Raw genomic sequence first — 17,527 nt, forward strand, 5'->3', positions numbered from 1 at the left:
CCATGGAAATGCCCACACTGCAACTGCTGTTCGACGGCGCGGTCACCGGTCTGGTCATCGGCCTGCTGGCCATGGGCATCGTGCTCGTGCACCGCTCCACCCGCGTCATCAACTTCGCGGTGGCCAACATGGGCCTGGTCGGATCGGTGCTGTTCGCCCTGCTGGTGGTGCGCTGGCACGTGCCGTACTGGTTCGCCCTTCCTGTCGCGTTGGCCGCCGGTGCGCTGTTCGGCGCAATCGTGGACATCGCCGTAATCCGAAGGCTGTTCACCGCCCCGCGCGTGATCGTCCTGGTCGCCACCATAGGCATCGCCCAACTGGCGCTGACCGTGGTCACCGCGTACCCGGACCTCGACGACTACACCACGGAGTACTACCCCGTGCCGTGGAGCGGCACCTGGGAGCCGGTCGACAGCTTGCAGATCACCGGTGCCCAGCTCAGCATCCTGGTGACCGTGCCGGTGGCGGCGATCCTGCTCGGCTGGTTCCTCGGTGGGACGGTACTCGGCAAGACCGTCAAAGCATCCGCCTCCAACCCGGAACTGGCCCGGTTGAAGGGCATCAGCCCGAAGGTCGTGTCCACAGCGGTCTGGGCTTTGGCGGGTCTGCTGGGCACTCTGTGCCTGATCCTGATCTCCGCGCAGAACAAGTCGCTCGCCCAGATCGCCACGCTGGGGCCGACGACGTTGCTGCGGGCCCTTGCGGCCGCCGTCATCGCGCGTATGACGTCGTTCCGGGTTGCCCTGCTCGCCGGCGTCGGCCTGGGTGTGCTGCAGGCCTTCATCCAGTTCAACTGGCTGGACCAGCCCGGCCTCAGCGACATGGCAGTGCTGGTGATCGTGTTGGTGGCCGTGTTCTTCGTCAGCCGCGGCCGCGACACCGAAGCATCGGCGTTCTCCTTCGCCCCCAAGGTCAAGCCGATTCCGGAGCGCCTCCGCGGCTTCTGGTGGGTTCGCAACCTGGAGCGGGCCGGTTTCATCCTGCTTGGGCTCCTTGCCATCGTGCTGCCTCTGCTGGTCACACAACCGTCCCGGCATCTGCTCTACACCGTGATGCTCGGGTACGCGATCTGCGCCGCCTCGGTCACGATCCTGACCGGCTGGGCGGGGCAACTCTCCCTGGGCCAGATGGCGTTCGCCGGTCTGGGCGCGCTCACCGCCGCGTCGCTCAACCGCGGGCTGCGCATCGAGTTCGGCGACACGGTGTACGCGTTCCGCGGCCTGACCTTCCCGGCCGCGGTCGTAGTCGCGTCCCTGTTCACCGCCGTGCTGGCGGCGGTCGTCGGGGCCGGCGCCCTGGGGGTCCGAGGCCTGCTGCTGGCGGTCAGCACGTTCGCGTTCGCGGTGGCCTGCGAGCAGTACCTCTACCGGCGCGACGTGTTCCATGACGAGGGCGGCCGCAGCACGGCGTCGTTCCCACGCAGTACGGTCTTCGGCATCGACGTGTCCACTCAGCGCGCGTACTACTACCTCGTGCTCGTGGTGCTGGTGATCGTGCTGGTCGTGGTCGCACGGCTGCGCAAGTCCGGTGTCGGACGGACCACGATCGGGGTGCGCGACAATCCCTCGACGGCAGCGGCCTACACCGTGTCCGCGACGCGCGTGAAGTTGCGCGCCTTCGCGCTGGCCGGCGGCATTGCGGGACTCGGCGGAGCGCTGCTGGCCGGCGCGGTGCAGACAGTCCCCTACACCGACAAGTACTTCCTCAGCCCGGACTCCCTCACCCTGGTGTCCATCGTGGTCATCGGCGGGCTCGGGTCGGTCTCGGGTTCGGTCCTCGGCGCACTGTGGGTCATCGGTCTGCCGTCCTTCATGTCGGGCAACGAACTGGTGCCGTTGCTGACTTCCAGTCTCGGCCTGCTCATTCTCCTGCTTTACTTCCCCGGCGGCCTTGTGCAGATCGGCTACTCGGCACGAGACGCGCTGCTGGGCTGGGCTGACCGGAAGCTCGGCCCCGCACCTGCGGTCAAGACCCGCACGACGGCGCCGACAGCGGTGATCCGGCCGCGTCGCGAGCCGGTGCCGGACGACAAGGCCGTCCTCGCCGTCTCGGACATCGGCGTGCGCTTCGGCGGCCGCAAGGCGGTCGACGGGGTGTCCGTCGAAGTGCGGCCGAACGAGATCATCGGCCTGATCGGCACCAACGGCGCGGGCAAGTCAACACTGATGAACGCGATCGGCGGCTTCGTTCCCGCAACGGGCACCGTGGAGTTGCTCGGCCGGGACGTCTCGGGGTCGGCACCGGCCGCCCGCGCCCGGCTAGGGCTCGGACGCACGTTCCAGGCCGCGACCTTGTTCCCTGAACTGACCGTCCGCGAAACCGTCCAGATCGCCCTGGAGGCCCGCGGCCGCACGGGACTGCTGTCCACCGCGCTGCATCTGCCGCACACGTTCACGCGGGAAAGGGCCAAGCGGTCCGACGCCGACGACCTGATCGACTTCCTGGGCCTGGGCCGGTACGCCGACGCATTCATCGGGGACCTGTCCACCGGCACGCGCCGGATCGTCGAACTCGCCGGCCTGCTCGCGCTCGACGCACGGGTGTTGTGCCTGGATGAGCCGACTGCCGGCGTCGCACAGCGCGAGACCGAGGCCTTCGGGCCGCTGATCCAGGAGATCCGCCGCGAGCTCGGTGCGTCGATGCTGGTCATCGAGCACGACATGCCGCTGATCATGGGCATCTCCGACCGGGTGTACTGCCTGGAGACCGGACGGGTCATCGCCGAAGGCGAACCGGACACGGTCCGCAACGACCCGAAGGTCATCGCGAGCTACCTCGGCACCGACGAACGCGCCATCGAGCGCAGCGGCAAGTCGCCGAGCACCTTGGCCCCCGGCCAGGCCGCTCCGGCGGACACCACCGTGCCGGCATGAGCGTGCCGCCCGCGAACCCACCGCCCTCCCCGGATGCAGCACGCACCACCACGACCAGGAACGGATCACGCCTCATGTACACCCCGCACCGCGCGAGACACCGCGCCGCAATCGTGCTCGCCGCGGCCGTGACGCTCGTCGCCACCGGCTGCACCGCCGAGAAGAAGGACGGCAACGCGGGTTCGCCGGGCAGCCAGGCCGCACCGCCCGCACCCAAGGTGGCGCCTGGGGTGACCGCGGACAGCATCAAGATCGGCATCACGTACCCCGACATGGCGAGCATTCGGCAGTTCGTCAACATCGACTATGGCGACTTCGAGCTCGCGTACAACACCCTCATCAAGAAGATCAACGATGCGGGTGGCATCAACGGCCGCAAGATCGTCCCGGTCTACGGCAAGATCAACCTCATCTCGCCGGCCGCCGCTCAGGAGACCTGCGTCAAGCTCACCCAGGACGAGAAGGTCTTCGCGGTCCTCGGCAGCTTCAACGGCGACGAGCCGCTGTGCTACGTGCAGACCAACAAGACGGCCGCCGTCGGCGGGCAACTCACCGCCAAGCGCTACGCACAAGCGCAAGCCCCGTGGTTCGCGTTCTATCGCGGCGGCGACGAGCTGTCCGAGGGCATGTCCCTGCTCGCAGCGAACAACAGTCTCGCGGGCAAGAAGGTGGCCGTGGTCTCGAACATCAACGAGCAGGCCGTCATGAAGGACACCGTCATCCCGGCGCTGCAGAAGCTCGGCGTCACCCCTGTCGAGACCGGCGTCCTGGACGCACCGCCGCAAGACCCGGCTGCCGTCGGCCAGCAGACCGGCGTCTTCATCCAGAAGTTCCAGGCCGCCGGGGCAGACACGGTCGTGGTGGTCGGCAGCATGGGCGCCTCGTTCCCGCAGGTGCTCGAACAGACCAAGTACCGGCCTCGGCTCCTCTTCACCGATGTCGGCCAGGCCAACGGCTACACCGGGGACAAGGCAAAGCACGACTTCAGCACACTGAACGACGCGGCGGCACTCGGGTTCCGCGGGGGCTGGGACGCATCGGGCAACCAAGACTGCGTGGCCGCCCTCGAGGCGGCCGCACCAGACCTCAAGGGAAAGCTCGTCGACGCGGCCACCCTCCCGCCGGGCGCCCCGAACCCGGGGGCTTCCGCCTCGCAGGCCTGCCAGAACCTGGCTCTGTTCAAGGCCATCGCCGACAAGGCCGGCAAGGACCTCAGCTACGAGACATTCCAGAACGCCGGCTTCACGCTCGGCTCGCTGCCCATTCCGACTTACAGCGATCCGGCCGTCTATGCGCGTGAGACCCCGCACGGCAACATCCCGGTGCGTCTCTGGAAGTACGACCCGGCCACGCAAAAGTTCGCCGTTTCGACCGGCTGACCTCATGCCGATGGCGGCCCGGTACCGGGGCCCGGGCCGCCATCACCCCCTTGGCGATCGTGAACACGCCTGGCGGTCGATCAAGGACATGGTCGAATCAGCCCGATCAGGCGACACGTTCCGCCCTTCGACTCATCGGCGCGCACGCCGTGCGCCCTGCGACGAACCGCTCCAAAGGACTGACGACATGGTGAGTGACGCCGTCTACCGCGACCCTTCACGCTCTGTGGAGGACCGCGTCGGCGACCTGCTGAGCAGGATGACCCTCGAGGAGAAGGCCGCGCAGACGGCGGCACCGTTCGGCTCCGCCGTCGACGTCCACACGCCGCCGGAGGCCGGGTGGGGGACGGTCGTCGCCTCGTTGTCGACGCTCGATCTGCCGCCTCGCGAAGCGGCCAAGCGGGGGAACGAGTTGCAGCGCAAGCACGTCGAGGGCACCCGACTCGGCATTCCGGTGCTCATCGCCGAGGAGGCCCTCGTCGGATTGAAGGTGCGCGACGCGACGACCTTCCCGGACGCGATCGCGCAGGCCGCCACCTGGGAGCCGGAGATCGTCGAGCAGATGGGGCGGACGATCGGGCGCCAGATGGTGGCGTTGGGCGTCCGTCAGGCCCTGTCGCCGCTCGCCGACGTCGCCCGCGACCCGCGATGGGGCCGGGTCGAGGAGACGTACGGGGAAGACCCGTACCTGGTGGGGAACATGGCAACGGCGTTCGTGCGCGGTCTCCAGAACGCCGTCGGCGGGGTCCCTGTCATCGCCACCCTCAAGCACTTCCTCGGATACAGCGCGAGCGAAGGCGGCCGCAACACCGAGCCGGCCCACCTCGGACCGCGTGAAGTCCGCGAAATCCACGCCCTGCCTTTCGAGATGGCCATCCGGGCCGGTGGAGCAAGCGCGGTCATGCCGTCGTACAACGACATCGATGGCGTGCCGGTCACCGGATCCGGCCAGTACCTCGGCAAGCTGCTGCGCGAAGACCTGGGGTTCGACGGGCACGTGATCAGCGACCTGGGGGCCGTCAACCAGCTGTACACCAAGCACGGCACCGCCGAAGGCACCCCGGCGGCGCTGGCACAGGCACTGCGCGCCGGAGTCGACGCTGATCTGGACAACCGGGTCTCCGCCGCGCAGGTGGCCGAGGCGATCCGGTCCGGCTTGCTGTCCGAGGCCGATCTGGACAGGGCGGTCGCCGCCGTCCTGCGCGCCAAGTTCCGGCTGGGCCTCTTCGACACCCCGTACGCGGATCTGGACCTCGTTCCCGAGACCCTGGACGCCCCGGGCGAGCGCGCGCTCGCCCGCACGATTGCGGAGAAGTCGGTGATCCTTCTCAAGAACGATCCCGTCGACGGCACGAATCTGCTGCCGCTGAGCCCCGACGTGGGCACCATTGCGGTGATCGGCCCCAACGCCGACCGCGCACTCGGCCAGCTTGGGAACTACAGCTACCAGGTCCTGGACAGCATGGTCAGGCGGTTCGCGCACGCGGCCGATCCTCTGGCGAAGCCGGAGGACGTGGCCGAACTGGCCGGCAAGACGGGCGCGGACGACGTCAGCCTGTTGGTCGAGTCCGTACCGGTGGTGACGTTCCTGGAGGGCATTCGCGCCCGTGTGGGCCGTGACACCGCCGTGCTGTTCGAGCAGGGGTGTGGCATCGCAACCGACGACCGCTCCGGCTTCGACGCCGCCGTGCGGGCCGCGACGGCGGCAGAAGTGGCCGTCGTCGTGGTCGGCGACCAGGCGGGTATCACCGCCTTCGGCACCGTCGGCGAGGGGCTCGACAGCGCCACGTGCGCCCTTCCCGGTGTGCAACGCGAACTGGTCGAGGCCATCGTCGCCACGGGCACGCCCACGGTGGTGGTGCTCAGCCACGGACGCGCGTTCGTGCTGGACTGGATGGCCGACTCGGTGCCCGCCATCGTCAGTTCCTTCTTCGGCGGCGAGGAAGCCGGCAGCGCGGCCGCGGCAGTGCTCTTCGGCGACGTCAACCCTGCAGGGCGCTTGCCCATCGCGCTCCTCGGCTCGGTGGGAGCCGCGCCGGTGCCCTACTGGCGCAACCAGCAGCCGTTCGCCTACGTGGACGGGTCGACCGCCGCGGTCTTCCCGTTCGGCCACGGGCTCAGCTACACCTCGTTCGCTTACCGGGACCTCGCGGTCGAGGCACTGGACGTCCCGACCGACGGCGTGGTGCGGCTGGCGTTCACTGTGGAGAACACCGGTGATCGGGACGGGGAAGAGGTCGTGCAGGTGTACGGCCGCGACGTGGTCGGCCGCACCGTACGGCCGGCCCGCGTGCTGGTGGCCTTCCGCAGGATCCCGCTGGCGGCCGGAGCTGCTGCCCGGGTGACGGTCGAGGTACCGGCGAGCATGTTCGCACTGTGGGACGAGCCGGACGGCTGGGTCGTCGAGCCCGGTGAGGTGCGTTTCGTCATCGGCAGTTCGTCGACCGACGCACGGCTGCGCCATGCCGTGACACTGGTCGGCGACGAGGTCCGACTCGGCGGAGACCGCGCGCTGTTCAGCACCACGACGGTGCAGGACGCGGCCACCGCCGTCGACGAGTTCGAAGACGCGACCCGCCCCCCTGCGCTCCACGGCACCCTCGTCCCGATCACCGCGGACAGCACCGTGCGGGAGTGTCTGGATCACCCCCTCGCGGGCCCCGCGCTTCTGGAGCTGCTCGGCGGGCTGGACGAAGATGCCCTGGCGGCCGCCTTCGGAGTCTCCCTGACCCAGATGGTGACGTACAGCGCGGGACGGTTCACGCAGCCGATGCTTGATGACCTTCTCGTCAAGGCCAACCCTCGGGCCGGCGCCGCCGAAGCCTGAACCCACGGCGCAACCGGCGGCCCGCTTGCAGGCGCCACGATCCGACTTCCCCGCCAGGATCGTGGCGCCTGCGTCTTGCCGTGTGACAGCGGAAAGCCTCGCCCCCGATGCCGGCGGGGGCGAGGCTGTCTGCGGTGGTCAGGCGGTCGGTGTGGCCCAGTCGGTGGCCGGGCTGATGGAGTATGCGGAGATCAGCGCGCGGATGAACTCCTTGTCGTGCAGCGGGTCCGAGGGCTCGGCGACGTTCATGCCGCGGGCGTGCATGTCGGCGAGCAGGCGCTCGAACACGACGTCATGCGTGAGGTCGTCGGAGTGATCCATGCTCTTCTTCACCTCGTCGAGGTCCTTGTAGACCTCGGCGTTCCAGTGGACCAACAGGCGCATCTGGTTCGGCTGGTAGGTGTGCACGGTCGCGCCGTCAGTGGTGACGGCCCACTCGTCGCGGGCAGCGTCGTAGCCGATGAGCGACCGATGTTTCATGCCGGTGACATCGCGCTCGTCGGGGCGGCCGACGGGGTCGCCGCGGTGGAACATCATCTCGTTCTGGACGACGACGCCCTTGTTCCACAGCGGGTGTTCGAGGCGCTGCGGTTCCCCGAGAGGCCCGTCGGGCCAGTACGTGAACGTCCCGTTCTCGCCGAGATACCACCACGTGATCACCTGCGCCATCTTGACGACGTGCTCGGTGAACAGGCCGGAGCGGCCCATGACGTTCTGCAGCCAGATCGGCGAGTTCTCGAAGCGGACACCGCGGAACGTGACCGCGTCGAGGTGAGACGACAGGCCGCTGTGGTGGGGGCCGCACAGGTTGAACAGCATCATGGTCGGGCGGGCATACTGCGCACCCCAGTAGTCTTTGGCCAGTTCGAGGAACCGGGCGTTGTAGAAGCAGTCGTGCAGTTCCGGGTAGTGGAGCACGGAGTTCTCGGCGAAGAATCCGCGGAAGTGCGCCGATGCGATGTCGTCGAGGGTGAAGTCGATACGCTCGGGAACGCCCCCGTTCGAGGTTGCCAACAACTCCTCGACGGAGTCGAAGTGGTGGGCGGTGATCGTGGGCCACGGCCCCCGCTCCTTGAGTACGCCCAGTATGCGTTCGTGCTGGTCGTCCGAGTAGAGGTCCTGGACCACCCGCGGTGCGGATGCGGGCCTGAGCACGTTGTTGAGGTGCTGAATGTCGATGGTCATCGCGATTTTCTCCTGGCCTGCCTCTGCAAAGGTACCGACGGCCGGCGGGCGCATGAACAGGTAAGGCTCCAAACCGAGCCTGGGCGCCCCTGCACGGCTGATCATGTACGAGAGGCTTTAGTGTATGACATCCGCTAAATATCTGGGGTGGTCTCTCCCGACTGATCCACGGATGCGCCAGGCTCTCGCGGGCCGAGCGCCTTGCGGATGTGACCGCAGCACTCGTCGAGTGCGTCCAAGCATCCTGAGACCTGGCCGTGGAACGACAGGAATCCGTGGCACATGCCGTCGAACGACGCGAACGTGACACGGACGCCGCTGTCGTGCAGCCGCTGGGCGTACGCCGCCGCGTCGTCGTGTCCGTGGTCGTGCTGCGGAGTGACGATCAGCGCAGGCGGGAGACCGGACAGGTCGGCGGCATGCAGCGGGGAAAGATGCGGATGTCGGAGGTCGACGGCGCCGGCGTACATCTTCCACATGACCCGGGCATTGGCCGCACTCACGACGGGACCGTCGGCGTACGTGCTCCAGGACGAGCGTTCCGAGGCGCCGTCGAGGCCCGGATAGGCCAGCCACTGGAACGCGAACTGGCGCTCGCCGCGATCCCGTGCGAGCAGGCAGGCCGCGCCGGCGAGATTGCCGCCCGCGCTGTCGCCGCCCACGGCGACCCGTGCGGAATCGCCACCGACCTGAGTGGCATTGCCGGCGACCCATTGCGCCGCGGCGTAGAAGTCCTCCAGCGGTCCGGGGAAGGGGCTTTCCGGGGCCAGTCGGTAGTCGACCGAGACCACGACGACGCCGGCGCGCTCGGCAACCTCGCGGCACAGCGCGTCGTGAGTCTCCAGACCGCCCATCACCCACCCGCCTCCGTGCGCGTACACCAGGACGGGAAGGCCGTTCTCGCGGCGGGGCTTGTAGGCACGGATCGGGATGGGACCGGCCGGTCCTGGGAGGTTGCGGTCGATCACTGCGTACACCGGACGCGGCGCGGCCGCGCGTACCATCTGCCTGTGGACGCGCCGCCGCGTCTCCGGGAGGGAATCCGGCGTCAGCGGCCAGCTCGGCGGCGCTGCGGCGACGAGCGCGGCCAGTTCGGGGATCAGCCATGGACTCTGCGTACCGCTGTGGGACATGAGTACTCCCGCGTGGGGCGAGCTCGGCAGGACGACTTCGGTACGGCTCACCTGGCGTGGATCTCGACGGTGACGTCGTCGCAATCCGCCGCCGAAGCAGTGACGGTGATCCGTCCGGGCGCTGTCGGACGGACGACGGCGAGTGCCCGGCCCTCATAGGTGGTGTGGCCAGGGTCGATGAACGACTCCTCGGTCACCGGGTTGGCGCTGCCGAATCCCTGGAGCACGGCCGGGCCGGACACCTGTACCTCCACCAGGCGGTCACGGTTGCGTTGGACGTTCCCATCGGCGTCGCGCAACTCGATTGCGACGTATGCAAGATCGGAATCGTCCGCACGCACCACTGTGCGGTCCGCAGCTGCCACCATTACCAGGGGCCCCGTGGCGGTGACCAGACGGTGCCTGCCCTGCTCACGTCCACCGCGGTACGCCACGGCGATGAGCTCGCCAGGGTCGAAGGTGGTGTCGAACTCGGCGCGGAAGCGGTGCTTTTCCCCGGCCGGCGCCCTGCCGACGGTCTCCCCGTTGCACACGAGTTCTACTTCGTCGGCGTCACTGTAGACATCGATCCTGACCGGGGAGCCTGCAGGATCGTCCCACGTCCAACTCGACACCGTGTCCGTCCAGGCCCACGGCGATGACATGGTCTCTCGTCCATAGCCGGACGGACGCTGCACCGCGATGTAAGGGTCTTTGCGCAGTCCGAAGACAATCTCGCGGTAGTACGAGGCGGGGCGCCGGTGGCCGGTGATGTCGATGTCTCCGGCCGACGCGGTCAGCAGCAACGGGAACTGCCCGGACTCGGCGAAGGCCGCGGCCTGGTCCGCATAGCCGACGAGGCCGATGCCGGGTTCCCCGAGATAGTCCCAGCCGGTCCAGGTGAAGTCGCCGAGCACGTGGCCGTTGTCGAGGACCAGGCGCCAGTTGGTGTCGATCGACTTCGCGAGCGTTTCGGTGCCGACAATGATCCGGCTGGGGAACAGCTCGCGATCCAGTTCGTAGCGTGCGTCCGCGTAGTTCATGCCTGCCACGTCCAGGACCGCGAAGGCCTCCTCGGTCCGCCTCGTGGCGAGTTCGGACGCGCTGATGGTGTTCACCGCGTCGTCCATCTCGGCCATCATCTCGTTGAGGTTCGCGTGGTCCGCTCCGCTGCTGTTGACCTCGGCGACGACGTCGCGCAGCAGCGGCAGCAGGCAGTTGACGCCGTTCGTGACGTAGCGGGTGCCGTCGAGGAGACGGGTCTTCTCGGCGAGTCGTCGCGCCCAGGCAGCTCCGCTGGGATTTCCCAGTTCGAGGATCTCGTTGCCGATCGAGTACATGACGACGCTGGGGCGGTTGAAGTCCTTGCGCACCAGGGCCTCGAGGTCGCGCTCCCACCACGTGGGGAAGTCCAGGGCGTAGTCGTGATCGGTCTTGTTGTGCGTCCACATGTCGAACGCTTCGTCGATCACCAGCATGCCCAAGCGGTCACACGCGTCGAGCATCGCCTTGCTCAGCGGGTTGTGGGCGCTTCGGATCGCGTTGAAGCCGGCGGCCTTGAGCAGTTGGACGCGGCGCTCTTCCGCGCGAGCGATGGTGGCGGCGCCGATGACGCCGTTGTCGTGGTGCACACAGGCGCCCCGCAGTTTGACCGGCTCGCCGTTGATGCGGAGACCGTGCTGCGGGTCCAGACGCAGTGTGCGGATGCCGAACGTGGCCTGGTCCTCGTCGACGACCCCGGCACTGTCGCGCAAGGAGACGTTCACCGCGTAGAGAGCGGGGGTGTCGACGTTCCACAGTGCCGGGTCGGTGACGTAGAGCCGCCGGCGGACGGTGGCAGGCTCTCCGGGGAAGACGGAAACGACAGTGTTGTCGGTAGCCACCACCGCGCCCTCGGCGTCGCAGATTTGTATCGCCACGTCGACCGTCGCGCGCGTGGGGCCGTGATGCTCGACCACCGTGGCAACGTCGACCACGGCGCGCTCCTCGTCGACGTCCGGCGTGGTGACCTGGATGCCGTCCAAGGGGATGTGGGTCATGCCACCGACCGCGAGGTGGACGTCACGGTAGATCCCCGCACCGCAGTACCAGCGCGAGTCATGGTGGGTACGGCACTCCACGCGGATCTCGTTGTCCTCGCCGTACCGGAGGAAGTTGTCCGCAGCGACCGCGAACGACGAGTAGCCGAAAGGCCGTTGCCCGGCGAATTCGTCGTTGATGTAGACCATCGCGCTCCGATAGACGCCCTCGAACTCGATCGCAACCCGCCGCCCGCGGTGCTCCTCGGGCACATGGAACGTCTTGCGGTACTCGTAAGCGCCTTCGGGAAAGAACCCCAGGGTGGCCGTCCCACCGGCGTGGCGCTCCCGAGCGAACATCGCGTCGTGCGGCAGCGTGACAGCCTCGAACGGTCCTGGCGGGCCCATGAACTCGGCGAACGGGCCAGACCTCGGGCGAAACTCCCAGTCCCGGTTGAAGGCACTGCGGATCATGCTATTCCTCCCTGGGGCCGTACATCGCGAGGGCTGGCTCGCGCCCGCGCGATAGGCGCTGTCGGCGTCGCTCGATTCGGGCACGGGGCCATCCACCCGGACAGCCTCGAAGAACGTCGATGTTCGATATTTCGTAAGACTTACGAAATATCGCTGACGACACTAGGCAATGCGACTCCGGACAGTCAACGCATGCCGCGCAACCCCTGCACAAAGTCGACCGACCGCGCACGGCACCCTCTGCGCTCCCTCCAGCCACGCAGGTTGCGCGCGCAACCTGACCAGTCTAGGGTCCCGGTTGGCGCGGCAGGTACCGCCTGCTTGGCTTCGTGCGTCGGGGCATGCCCCGGAAAGGACGCGTCATGAACGTGAACCCCATCCTGCCCGGCTTCTATCCGGATCCCACGATCTGCCGAGCGGGCGACGGGTACTACCTCGCTGCGTCCACGTTCGAGTACTTCCCCGGCGTCCCGGTGTTCCACAGCACCGACCTGATCCACTGGGAGCAGATCGGCAACGCACTCGACCGGCCGGAGCAACTGCGGGTCCTCGGCGGCCTCGCGGCAGCCAGCACCGGGGTCTACGCCCCGACACTCCGCCACCGGGAGGGGAAGTTCTGGCTCGTCACCACCAACGTGCTGGAGCACGCCAAGGGGCAGTTGATCGTGCACTCCACCGATCCCGCGAAGGGTTGGTCGGACCCGGTGTACGCCCCTGGCGCGATAGGCATCGATCCGGACTTGGCGTGGGACGAGGACGGAACCTGTCATCTCACCTGGGCCGGCGCGGGCGGCATCACCCAGGCCGCGGTCGATCCGGAGACCGGTGAACTGCTCTCCGAGCCCAAATCCCTGTGGAGCGGCACCGGCCTCGCATACCCGGAAGCGCCCCACCTCTACAGCAGGAACGGGTGGTGGTACCTGGTCATAGCCGAAGGCGGGACGGAGCGCGGCCACGCCGTATCTGTCGCCCGCTCCCGGTCCATCACAGGGCCGTTCGAGCCCCATCCGGACAACCCGATCCTGTCCCACCGAAGCACCGGCCATCCCGTACAAAACACCGGGCACGCAGACCTCGTCGAACTGCTCGACGGTAGCTGGGCGATGGTCCACCTCGGCGTCCGCCCGCGCGGCAGCACCCCCATGTTCCACGTCAACGGACGCGAGACCTTCCTCGCCGGCGTCGACTGGATCGACGACTGGCCGGCGGTGAACGAAGACGCCTTCTCCGTGCCCGCGACGCAGACCTCTTTCACTGACGACTTCGCCGACCCGGTTCTCCACCCTCGATGGATCTCCCCTGGTGCCGTCCCCGGCGCATTCGCCCGCCGCCATGGCCGCAACGGGGTGACCCTCGCCGCAGGCCGCGCGCCCGATGAACGCGAGGCGCGGCGCCTACTGGCCGTGCGGGCCCGAGACGCACGGTGGGAGGCTGCGGCAACCGTCTCCTCAGGGGACGTGGCACTCGTCGTGCGGATCGACGACGACCACTGGGCCGGCGTACAACGGCACGGCGACGTCGTCACCGCACGCGCGGTCGTCGGCCCCTTCGACCAGACCTTCGCGGCCGCGCACGGCATACCGGAGGACCGCCCGTTGGTCATCCGCAGCGTCGACAACGCGGACATGCCCAGCCCGCACAACGGCCCGGACCGCCTCCGACTCGGCTATCTCGCAGACGACGGGTTCCAGGCCCTTGCCGACATCGACGGCCGCTATATCTCGACCGAGGTAGCCAGCGGCTTCACCGGCCGCGTCATCGGCGTGGAAGCCCTCGCCGTCGAAGCCGTGCTCACCACGTTCACCTACACTGCCATTGCCGAACCGACCGGCTGAGGTCCGGCCGCAGCCCCGTTCACGCGCGGCGCACCCCGACCCACGCGAAAGGCCGCTCAGCTCGTGACCGAGGCATCGATCCCCGTCTGGGAACCGGTGCTGTGCTCGGCGACCCTGCGCAGTGCGGGACTGCCGGAGACCGCGCGGGCCGCGGCGGCCGCGGGCTTCAGCAGCATCTCCGTCTACGTGAGCGAATACGACCAGGCCCGCGCCGAAGGCTGGCGCGATGAGGACCTGCGCGGGCTGCTCGCCGATCTCGGCCTGCGCGTCGCCGAGATCGACGGCCCGATGGCATGGCTGCCCGAGCACACGGCCGTCACCGCGTACCGCCTGCACACCCCCGAGCGTTTCGCCGAGGTCGCCGCCGCTCTCGGCGCGCGATCGCTCACCGTCATCGACGTCGCCGGCATCGCGGTCTCCGACGCTCCCGCAGCCGCCGCCCGTGCCTTTTCCCGCGTCTGTGACATCGCCCGCGACGCCGGCGCACTGGCGCACATCGAGCCGTTCGGCTGGTCCGGCATCCGGGACCTCGGCGAAGCCTACGAAGTCGTCGAGCGGGCCGGGCACGACAACGGCGGCATCCTCCTCGACACCTGGCATGCCCAACGAGGGCCCGACCGTCACGGGCTGCCCACACACGTACCCACCGAAGCCGTGTTCGGTATCCAAGTCAGCGGCGCCGCCCAGATACCCGCGCGCGACCTCCGACGCGAAGCTGTGACAGCACGCGAGTTGCCGTCCTCGTCGGACAGCCGATTGGTGAGCTTGCTCGCCGACCTCTCCGAACGCGGCTGTACCGCCCCGTGGGGCATCGAGGTGTTCTCAACGGTTCTAGACGGCCAGGAGCCCACCACCACCGCCCACGCCGCCGCCCGCGCACTGGGGGAACTTCGTGCCGCAATCGACGGGGCGAGCCCACCCAGGAACCGGTGACACAAGGCCTGATGGACCATCAGCCACACCCGACTCGCCGACCGCTGCCAAACCGCGCGTACTGCCTGGCGATGCCTGTGGCCTGGCACATGGGCGCCTTCTTCTGCGGCAGTCCTCGGCGCCGCCTAGGCGGACACTGCCTGGGGCTCCAGTGTGAAGTCGAGGAAGTCGATGCTGTCGCTGCCCCGGAACCGGAAATACAGGGCGCTGCACGCGCCACCGCCGGCCAGTGCTGCGCCCGCCTGGCGTGGCTCCACGGCCGAGGCGGAAGCCGGAGCCGGGGCCAGCTTGATCGTGGCGATGGGCGGCCCGTCAGGGGCCGTGCTGACGATGATCGTTCCTGATCCGGGGCCGCGGACGGAGACCGAGACCCGTGCGGTCCCGCTGAGATCGAAGTACCGGAATCCGGCAGTCGCACCATCACGCATGTTGGCGATGTACTGGTCGCCGTCGCCCTCTCGGTCCGCCCCGGTCTGTGTGAGGTACGGCTGGGCACGCCAATGCCGGGATCCGACCGCCCGGAACGGGTAGGGGAATGCTCCGTCCCCGCTTTGCAGGGTGCAGGCGATCCGTGCCGAGTACGTACCGCTGCCCGCCAGCGGCCCGCCGTTCAGGCCGCAACTGGTCATCTCCGCCTGGCGGAAGCCGCCGTCGACGGTGCGCTCCAGCGGTTCGGCGCAACCTTGGCGGCTGAGTTGGCTGCGGTTGGTGTGCCGGTGGTAGAAGATGTGCCACCGGTCGCCGAGTTCGACGAGCCCGCCGTGGTTGTTCGCCGTGTAGTTGAGTGCATCGGCTTCGCTGCGGCCGTCGATACCGATGTCGCCGTTGCTGACCAGCGTGCCCTCGAACGCGAAACCGCGATCAGGGAACTCGCTGATTGCGTAGCACAGCTCGTGCCCCAATGCGGACGAGTAGACCAGGTAGTAGCGGCCGTCGATCCTCCGGGGAGAGGCGGCTTCGAAGAAGGCGTGCTGCTCGAAGCTCGTGCCTGCCGCACGGCGGACCCCAGGTAGCACCGGGAGGGATGCGGAGCGAAGCGTGCACATGTCGGGCTCCAACTCCATCGCGTACGCACCATCGTGCCGTAGGCCCTTGACGGCGATCCTCGCGCGCAGGAACGGGGTATGGGGCGCGAAGCCGCAGTAGAGATATATGCGGCCGTCGTCGTCCACCAGGACACCGGGGTCGAACGGAAAGACGTCACCGCGGCGCTCGCCCAACGCTGCGCCACCGGGGTGGCGTACATGCGCGTGGAAGCGATATGGGCCTGCCGGCGAGTCGGCAACCGCAACCGACATTCGGGGAACGAAGCTGAGTGCGTAAAAGAGGTAGTAGCGGCCGTCCGGCCCCTGGACAACATCGGGTGCCCATAGCTGCTTTCGGCCGTCGCGGTTGAGCGGATCCTCGGTCGCCCGGTACAGAACTCCTTCGTGGCGCCACGCGGACAGGTCGTCCAGCGGCGCCGACCATCCCACGTAGTCGTTGGGGCAGTATGTGCTCCCGGCGAACTGGTCATGCGAGCCGAACACGTAGAGCCGGTCGCCGAACACCCGCGGTTCCCCGTCGGGGACATACTCCCAATCGGGGAGGTACGGGTTGAAGGTCTGGGCCTGCTGCATACGGCATTCCTGGGGGGTCGGGCTCGGTCGGTGCAGACCGGGCTTTAGGCGGCGGCTCGGGAGACCGGGACGGCACGGGGCCGACGATCGACCGGCCGCAGATGGACCGGACTGGCGATTACCGAGCAGCTTCGGCCGGTACGGGGATGCGCATGCGCTCGGCCATGCGCCGGTAGCCCGCCGTATTGGGGTGGAGACCGTCGGGGAGGTCCGCGCTGTCGCCTGGTCCGAACAGGGTCAGTCCGTCGACGATCGTCAGGGCGCCATCACCTTCTGTGCGTCGGATATCGACGTGGTGGTGGAGCAGTTCGCGAATGCGGCCCAGTGACAGTGCGCCCGCAGCAAGTGCGGGTGCGCGTTCGACCGTGCCGACTTGGGAGACCGAAGCGGGAACGGTGGGCCCAGGATGGTGCTCCACGGCATGGCAGAAGATCGGCGTGATGATCGTGATCGGCGTGGTCGGGTGCTTGTCGCGGATCGTGTCGATGAAGCCGTGGAACGCAGCGACAAAGGCGCGTTCGCGCATCGTGTCGCCATTGACGATGTTGATCCCGATGCAGAGGCTGATGGTCGCCGCAGGCAGGTCCCGAATGGTGCGGGCCATGCAGGGGTCGAGGTGGCACTGTCCGCCCAGTCCGAGATTCAGCAGGGACATCCCGTCCCGGCGGGCGACGATGGCCGGCCAGGTCGCGGTGGGGCGGTCGGCCTCCGAGCACTGGCTGATCGAGCTTCCGTGATGGACCCACAGCGGGCCGGACGGCGGCGCCGGACGCAGCGATGCGCCGGTCGAAATGCGCACGTCGAGGAGTCTGACGTGCGCGGCAGCGGCGAACCAGATCTCCACGCGCCGCTCCGCGGCACCGGCGTCGCCGCCGATGTCGAACCGCAATGTCGCGACTCCTGCGGGTTCGACCGCAACGGCTCCCGTGTCGGGGTCGACCCGGACGACGGTCTGCACGGACGTCCCGGCCGGCGCGCGCAACACCCCGTCCACCACGAGATCGAAGAGAGTGTCGGCCACGGGAAGGCCCGGCGGGACGAGGGTGGTCAGGACGACGTCCAGTTCCACCTGAGCGGCCGTCGTGAGCATCTCGATGCGGACCCCGGAAGGTGTGGCACTCACGAAGTCGAAGGCGGGGTCCGCGAACCGCACGCGTGCGGAGTGCCGGGTGCGGTGGAAGGTGACACCGGTGGCCTCGACGTCGGTCTCCAAGGCGCCGACCACACAGTCGAGTGCCGGTGCGAGGACGGATTGCACGGGATGGGGTCCCT

At 68.5% G+C, this 17,527-nt stretch carries 10 protein-coding genes; 5 read left to right on the forward strand and 5 right to left on the reverse strand.

What is annotated here, in order from left to right:
• The first annotated feature begins 2 nt into the window (after window positions 1–2).
• The 3 genes from LZ495_RS28455 to LZ495_RS28465 all read left to right on the forward strand — a co-directional run bounded on the left by LZ495_RS28455 (window position 3) and on the right by LZ495_RS28465 (window position 7,079).
• Complete coding sequence (locus tag LZ495_RS28455) at window positions 3–2,873, forward strand: ABC transporter permease subunit (RefSeq protein ID WP_235055792.1); 2,871 nt, start codon at window positions 3–5, stop codon at window positions 2,871–2,873.
• Entirely contained in the window at window positions 2,870–4,252 is a 1,383-nt protein-coding gene (locus tag LZ495_RS28460) for an ABC transporter substrate-binding protein (protein WP_235055793.1), read from the forward strand. The genes LZ495_RS28455 and LZ495_RS28460 overlap by 4 nt, the downstream gene beginning before the upstream one ends.
• A 187-nt stretch (window positions 4,253–4,439) precedes the next feature.
• Window positions 4,440–7,079 carry a beta-glucosidase family protein gene (locus LZ495_RS28465; RefSeq protein WP_235055794.1) on the forward strand — a complete coding sequence of 880 codons (2,640 nt, stop codon included), beginning with the start codon at window positions 4,440–4,442 and terminating at the stop codon, window positions 7,077–7,079.
• A 138-nt stretch (window positions 7,080–7,217) separates the two neighbouring features.
• On the opposite strand, the gene LZ495_RS28470 is transcribed toward LZ495_RS28465, so the two are convergent.
• The 3 genes from LZ495_RS28470 to LZ495_RS28480 form a co-directional block, all read right to left on the reverse strand.
• Window positions 7,218–8,264 (reverse strand): hypothetical protein, encoded by a 1,047-nt coding sequence (locus LZ495_RS28470; protein WP_235055795.1) that lies wholly within the window; start codon window positions 8,262–8,264, stop codon window positions 7,218–7,220.
• Between the two features lie 134 nt (window positions 8,265–8,398).
• Window positions 8,399–9,397 (reverse strand): alpha/beta hydrolase, encoded by a 999-nt coding sequence (locus LZ495_RS28475; RefSeq protein WP_235055796.1) that lies wholly within the window; start codon window positions 9,395–9,397, stop codon window positions 8,399–8,401.
• A gap of 47 nt (window positions 9,398–9,444) precedes the next feature.
• Window positions 9,445–11,868 carry a glycoside hydrolase family 2 TIM barrel-domain containing protein gene (locus tag LZ495_RS28480; protein WP_235055797.1) on the reverse strand — a complete coding sequence of 808 codons (2,424 nt, stop codon included), beginning with the start codon at window positions 11,866–11,868 and terminating at the stop codon, window positions 9,445–9,447.
• Window positions 11,869–12,230: 362 nt separating this feature from the next.
• On the opposite strand from LZ495_RS28480, the gene LZ495_RS28485 reads away from it, so the two are divergent.
• Window positions 12,231–13,703 (forward strand): glycoside hydrolase family 43 protein, encoded by a 1,473-nt coding sequence (locus LZ495_RS28485; RefSeq protein WP_235055798.1) that lies wholly within the window; start codon window positions 12,231–12,233, stop codon window positions 13,701–13,703.
• 63 nt (window positions 13,704–13,766) lie between these two features.
• The gene (locus tag LZ495_RS28490; protein ID WP_235055799.1) at window positions 13,767–14,636 is read left to right on the forward strand and encodes a sugar phosphate isomerase/epimerase family protein; all 870 of its coding nucleotides are present in this window, start codon (window positions 13,767–13,769) and stop codon (window positions 14,634–14,636) included.
• A 125-nt stretch (window positions 14,637–14,761) separates the two neighbouring features.
• On the opposite strand, the gene LZ495_RS28495 is transcribed toward LZ495_RS28490, so the two are convergent.
• The gene (locus LZ495_RS28495) at window positions 14,762–16,186 is read right to left on the reverse strand and encodes a family 43 glycosylhydrolase (RefSeq protein ID WP_235055800.1); all 1,425 of its coding nucleotides are present in this window, start codon (window positions 16,184–16,186) and stop codon (window positions 14,762–14,764) included.
• A 187-nt stretch (window positions 16,187–16,373) separates the two neighbouring features.
• Window positions 16,374–17,513 carry an SGNH/GDSL hydrolase family protein gene (locus LZ495_RS28500; protein WP_235055801.1) on the reverse strand — a complete coding sequence of 380 codons (1,140 nt, stop codon included), beginning with the start codon at window positions 17,511–17,513 and terminating at the stop codon, window positions 16,374–16,376.
• Window positions 17,514–17,527: the final 14 nt, after the last annotated feature.

It is taken from the genome of Yinghuangia soli, from assembly GCF_021502675.1.
GTDB lineage: Bacteria > Actinomycetota > Actinomycetes > Streptomycetales > Streptomycetaceae > Yinghuangia > Yinghuangia soli.

Excerpts from the sequence above, each read along its gene's own strand:
- LZ495_RS28480 (WP_235055797.1), bottom strand. The coding sequence starts at position 11,868 with ATGATCCGCAGTGCCTTCAACCGGGACTGGGAGTTTCGCCCGAGGTCT.
- LZ495_RS28460 (WP_235055793.1), top strand. The coding sequence starts at position 2,870 with ATGAGCGTGCCGCCCGCGAACCCACCGCCCTCCCCGGATGCAGCACGC.
- LZ495_RS28465 (WP_235055794.1), top strand. The coding sequence starts at position 4,440 with ATGGTGAGTGACGCCGTCTACCGCGACCCTTCACGCTCTGTGGAGGAC.
- LZ495_RS28485 (WP_235055798.1), top strand. The coding sequence starts at position 12,231 with ATGAACGTGAACCCCATCCTGCCCGGCTTCTATCCGGATCCCACGATC.
- LZ495_RS28455 (WP_235055792.1), top strand. The coding sequence starts at position 3 with ATGGAAATGCCCACACTGCAACTGCTGTTCGACGGCGCGGTCACCGGT.
- LZ495_RS28475 (WP_235055796.1), bottom strand. The coding sequence starts at position 9,397 with ATGTCCCACAGCGGTACGCAGAGTCCATGGCTGATCCCCGAACTGGCC.
- LZ495_RS28470 (WP_235055795.1), bottom strand. The coding sequence starts at position 8,264 with ATGACCATCGACATTCAGCACCTCAACAACGTGCTCAGGCCCGCATCC.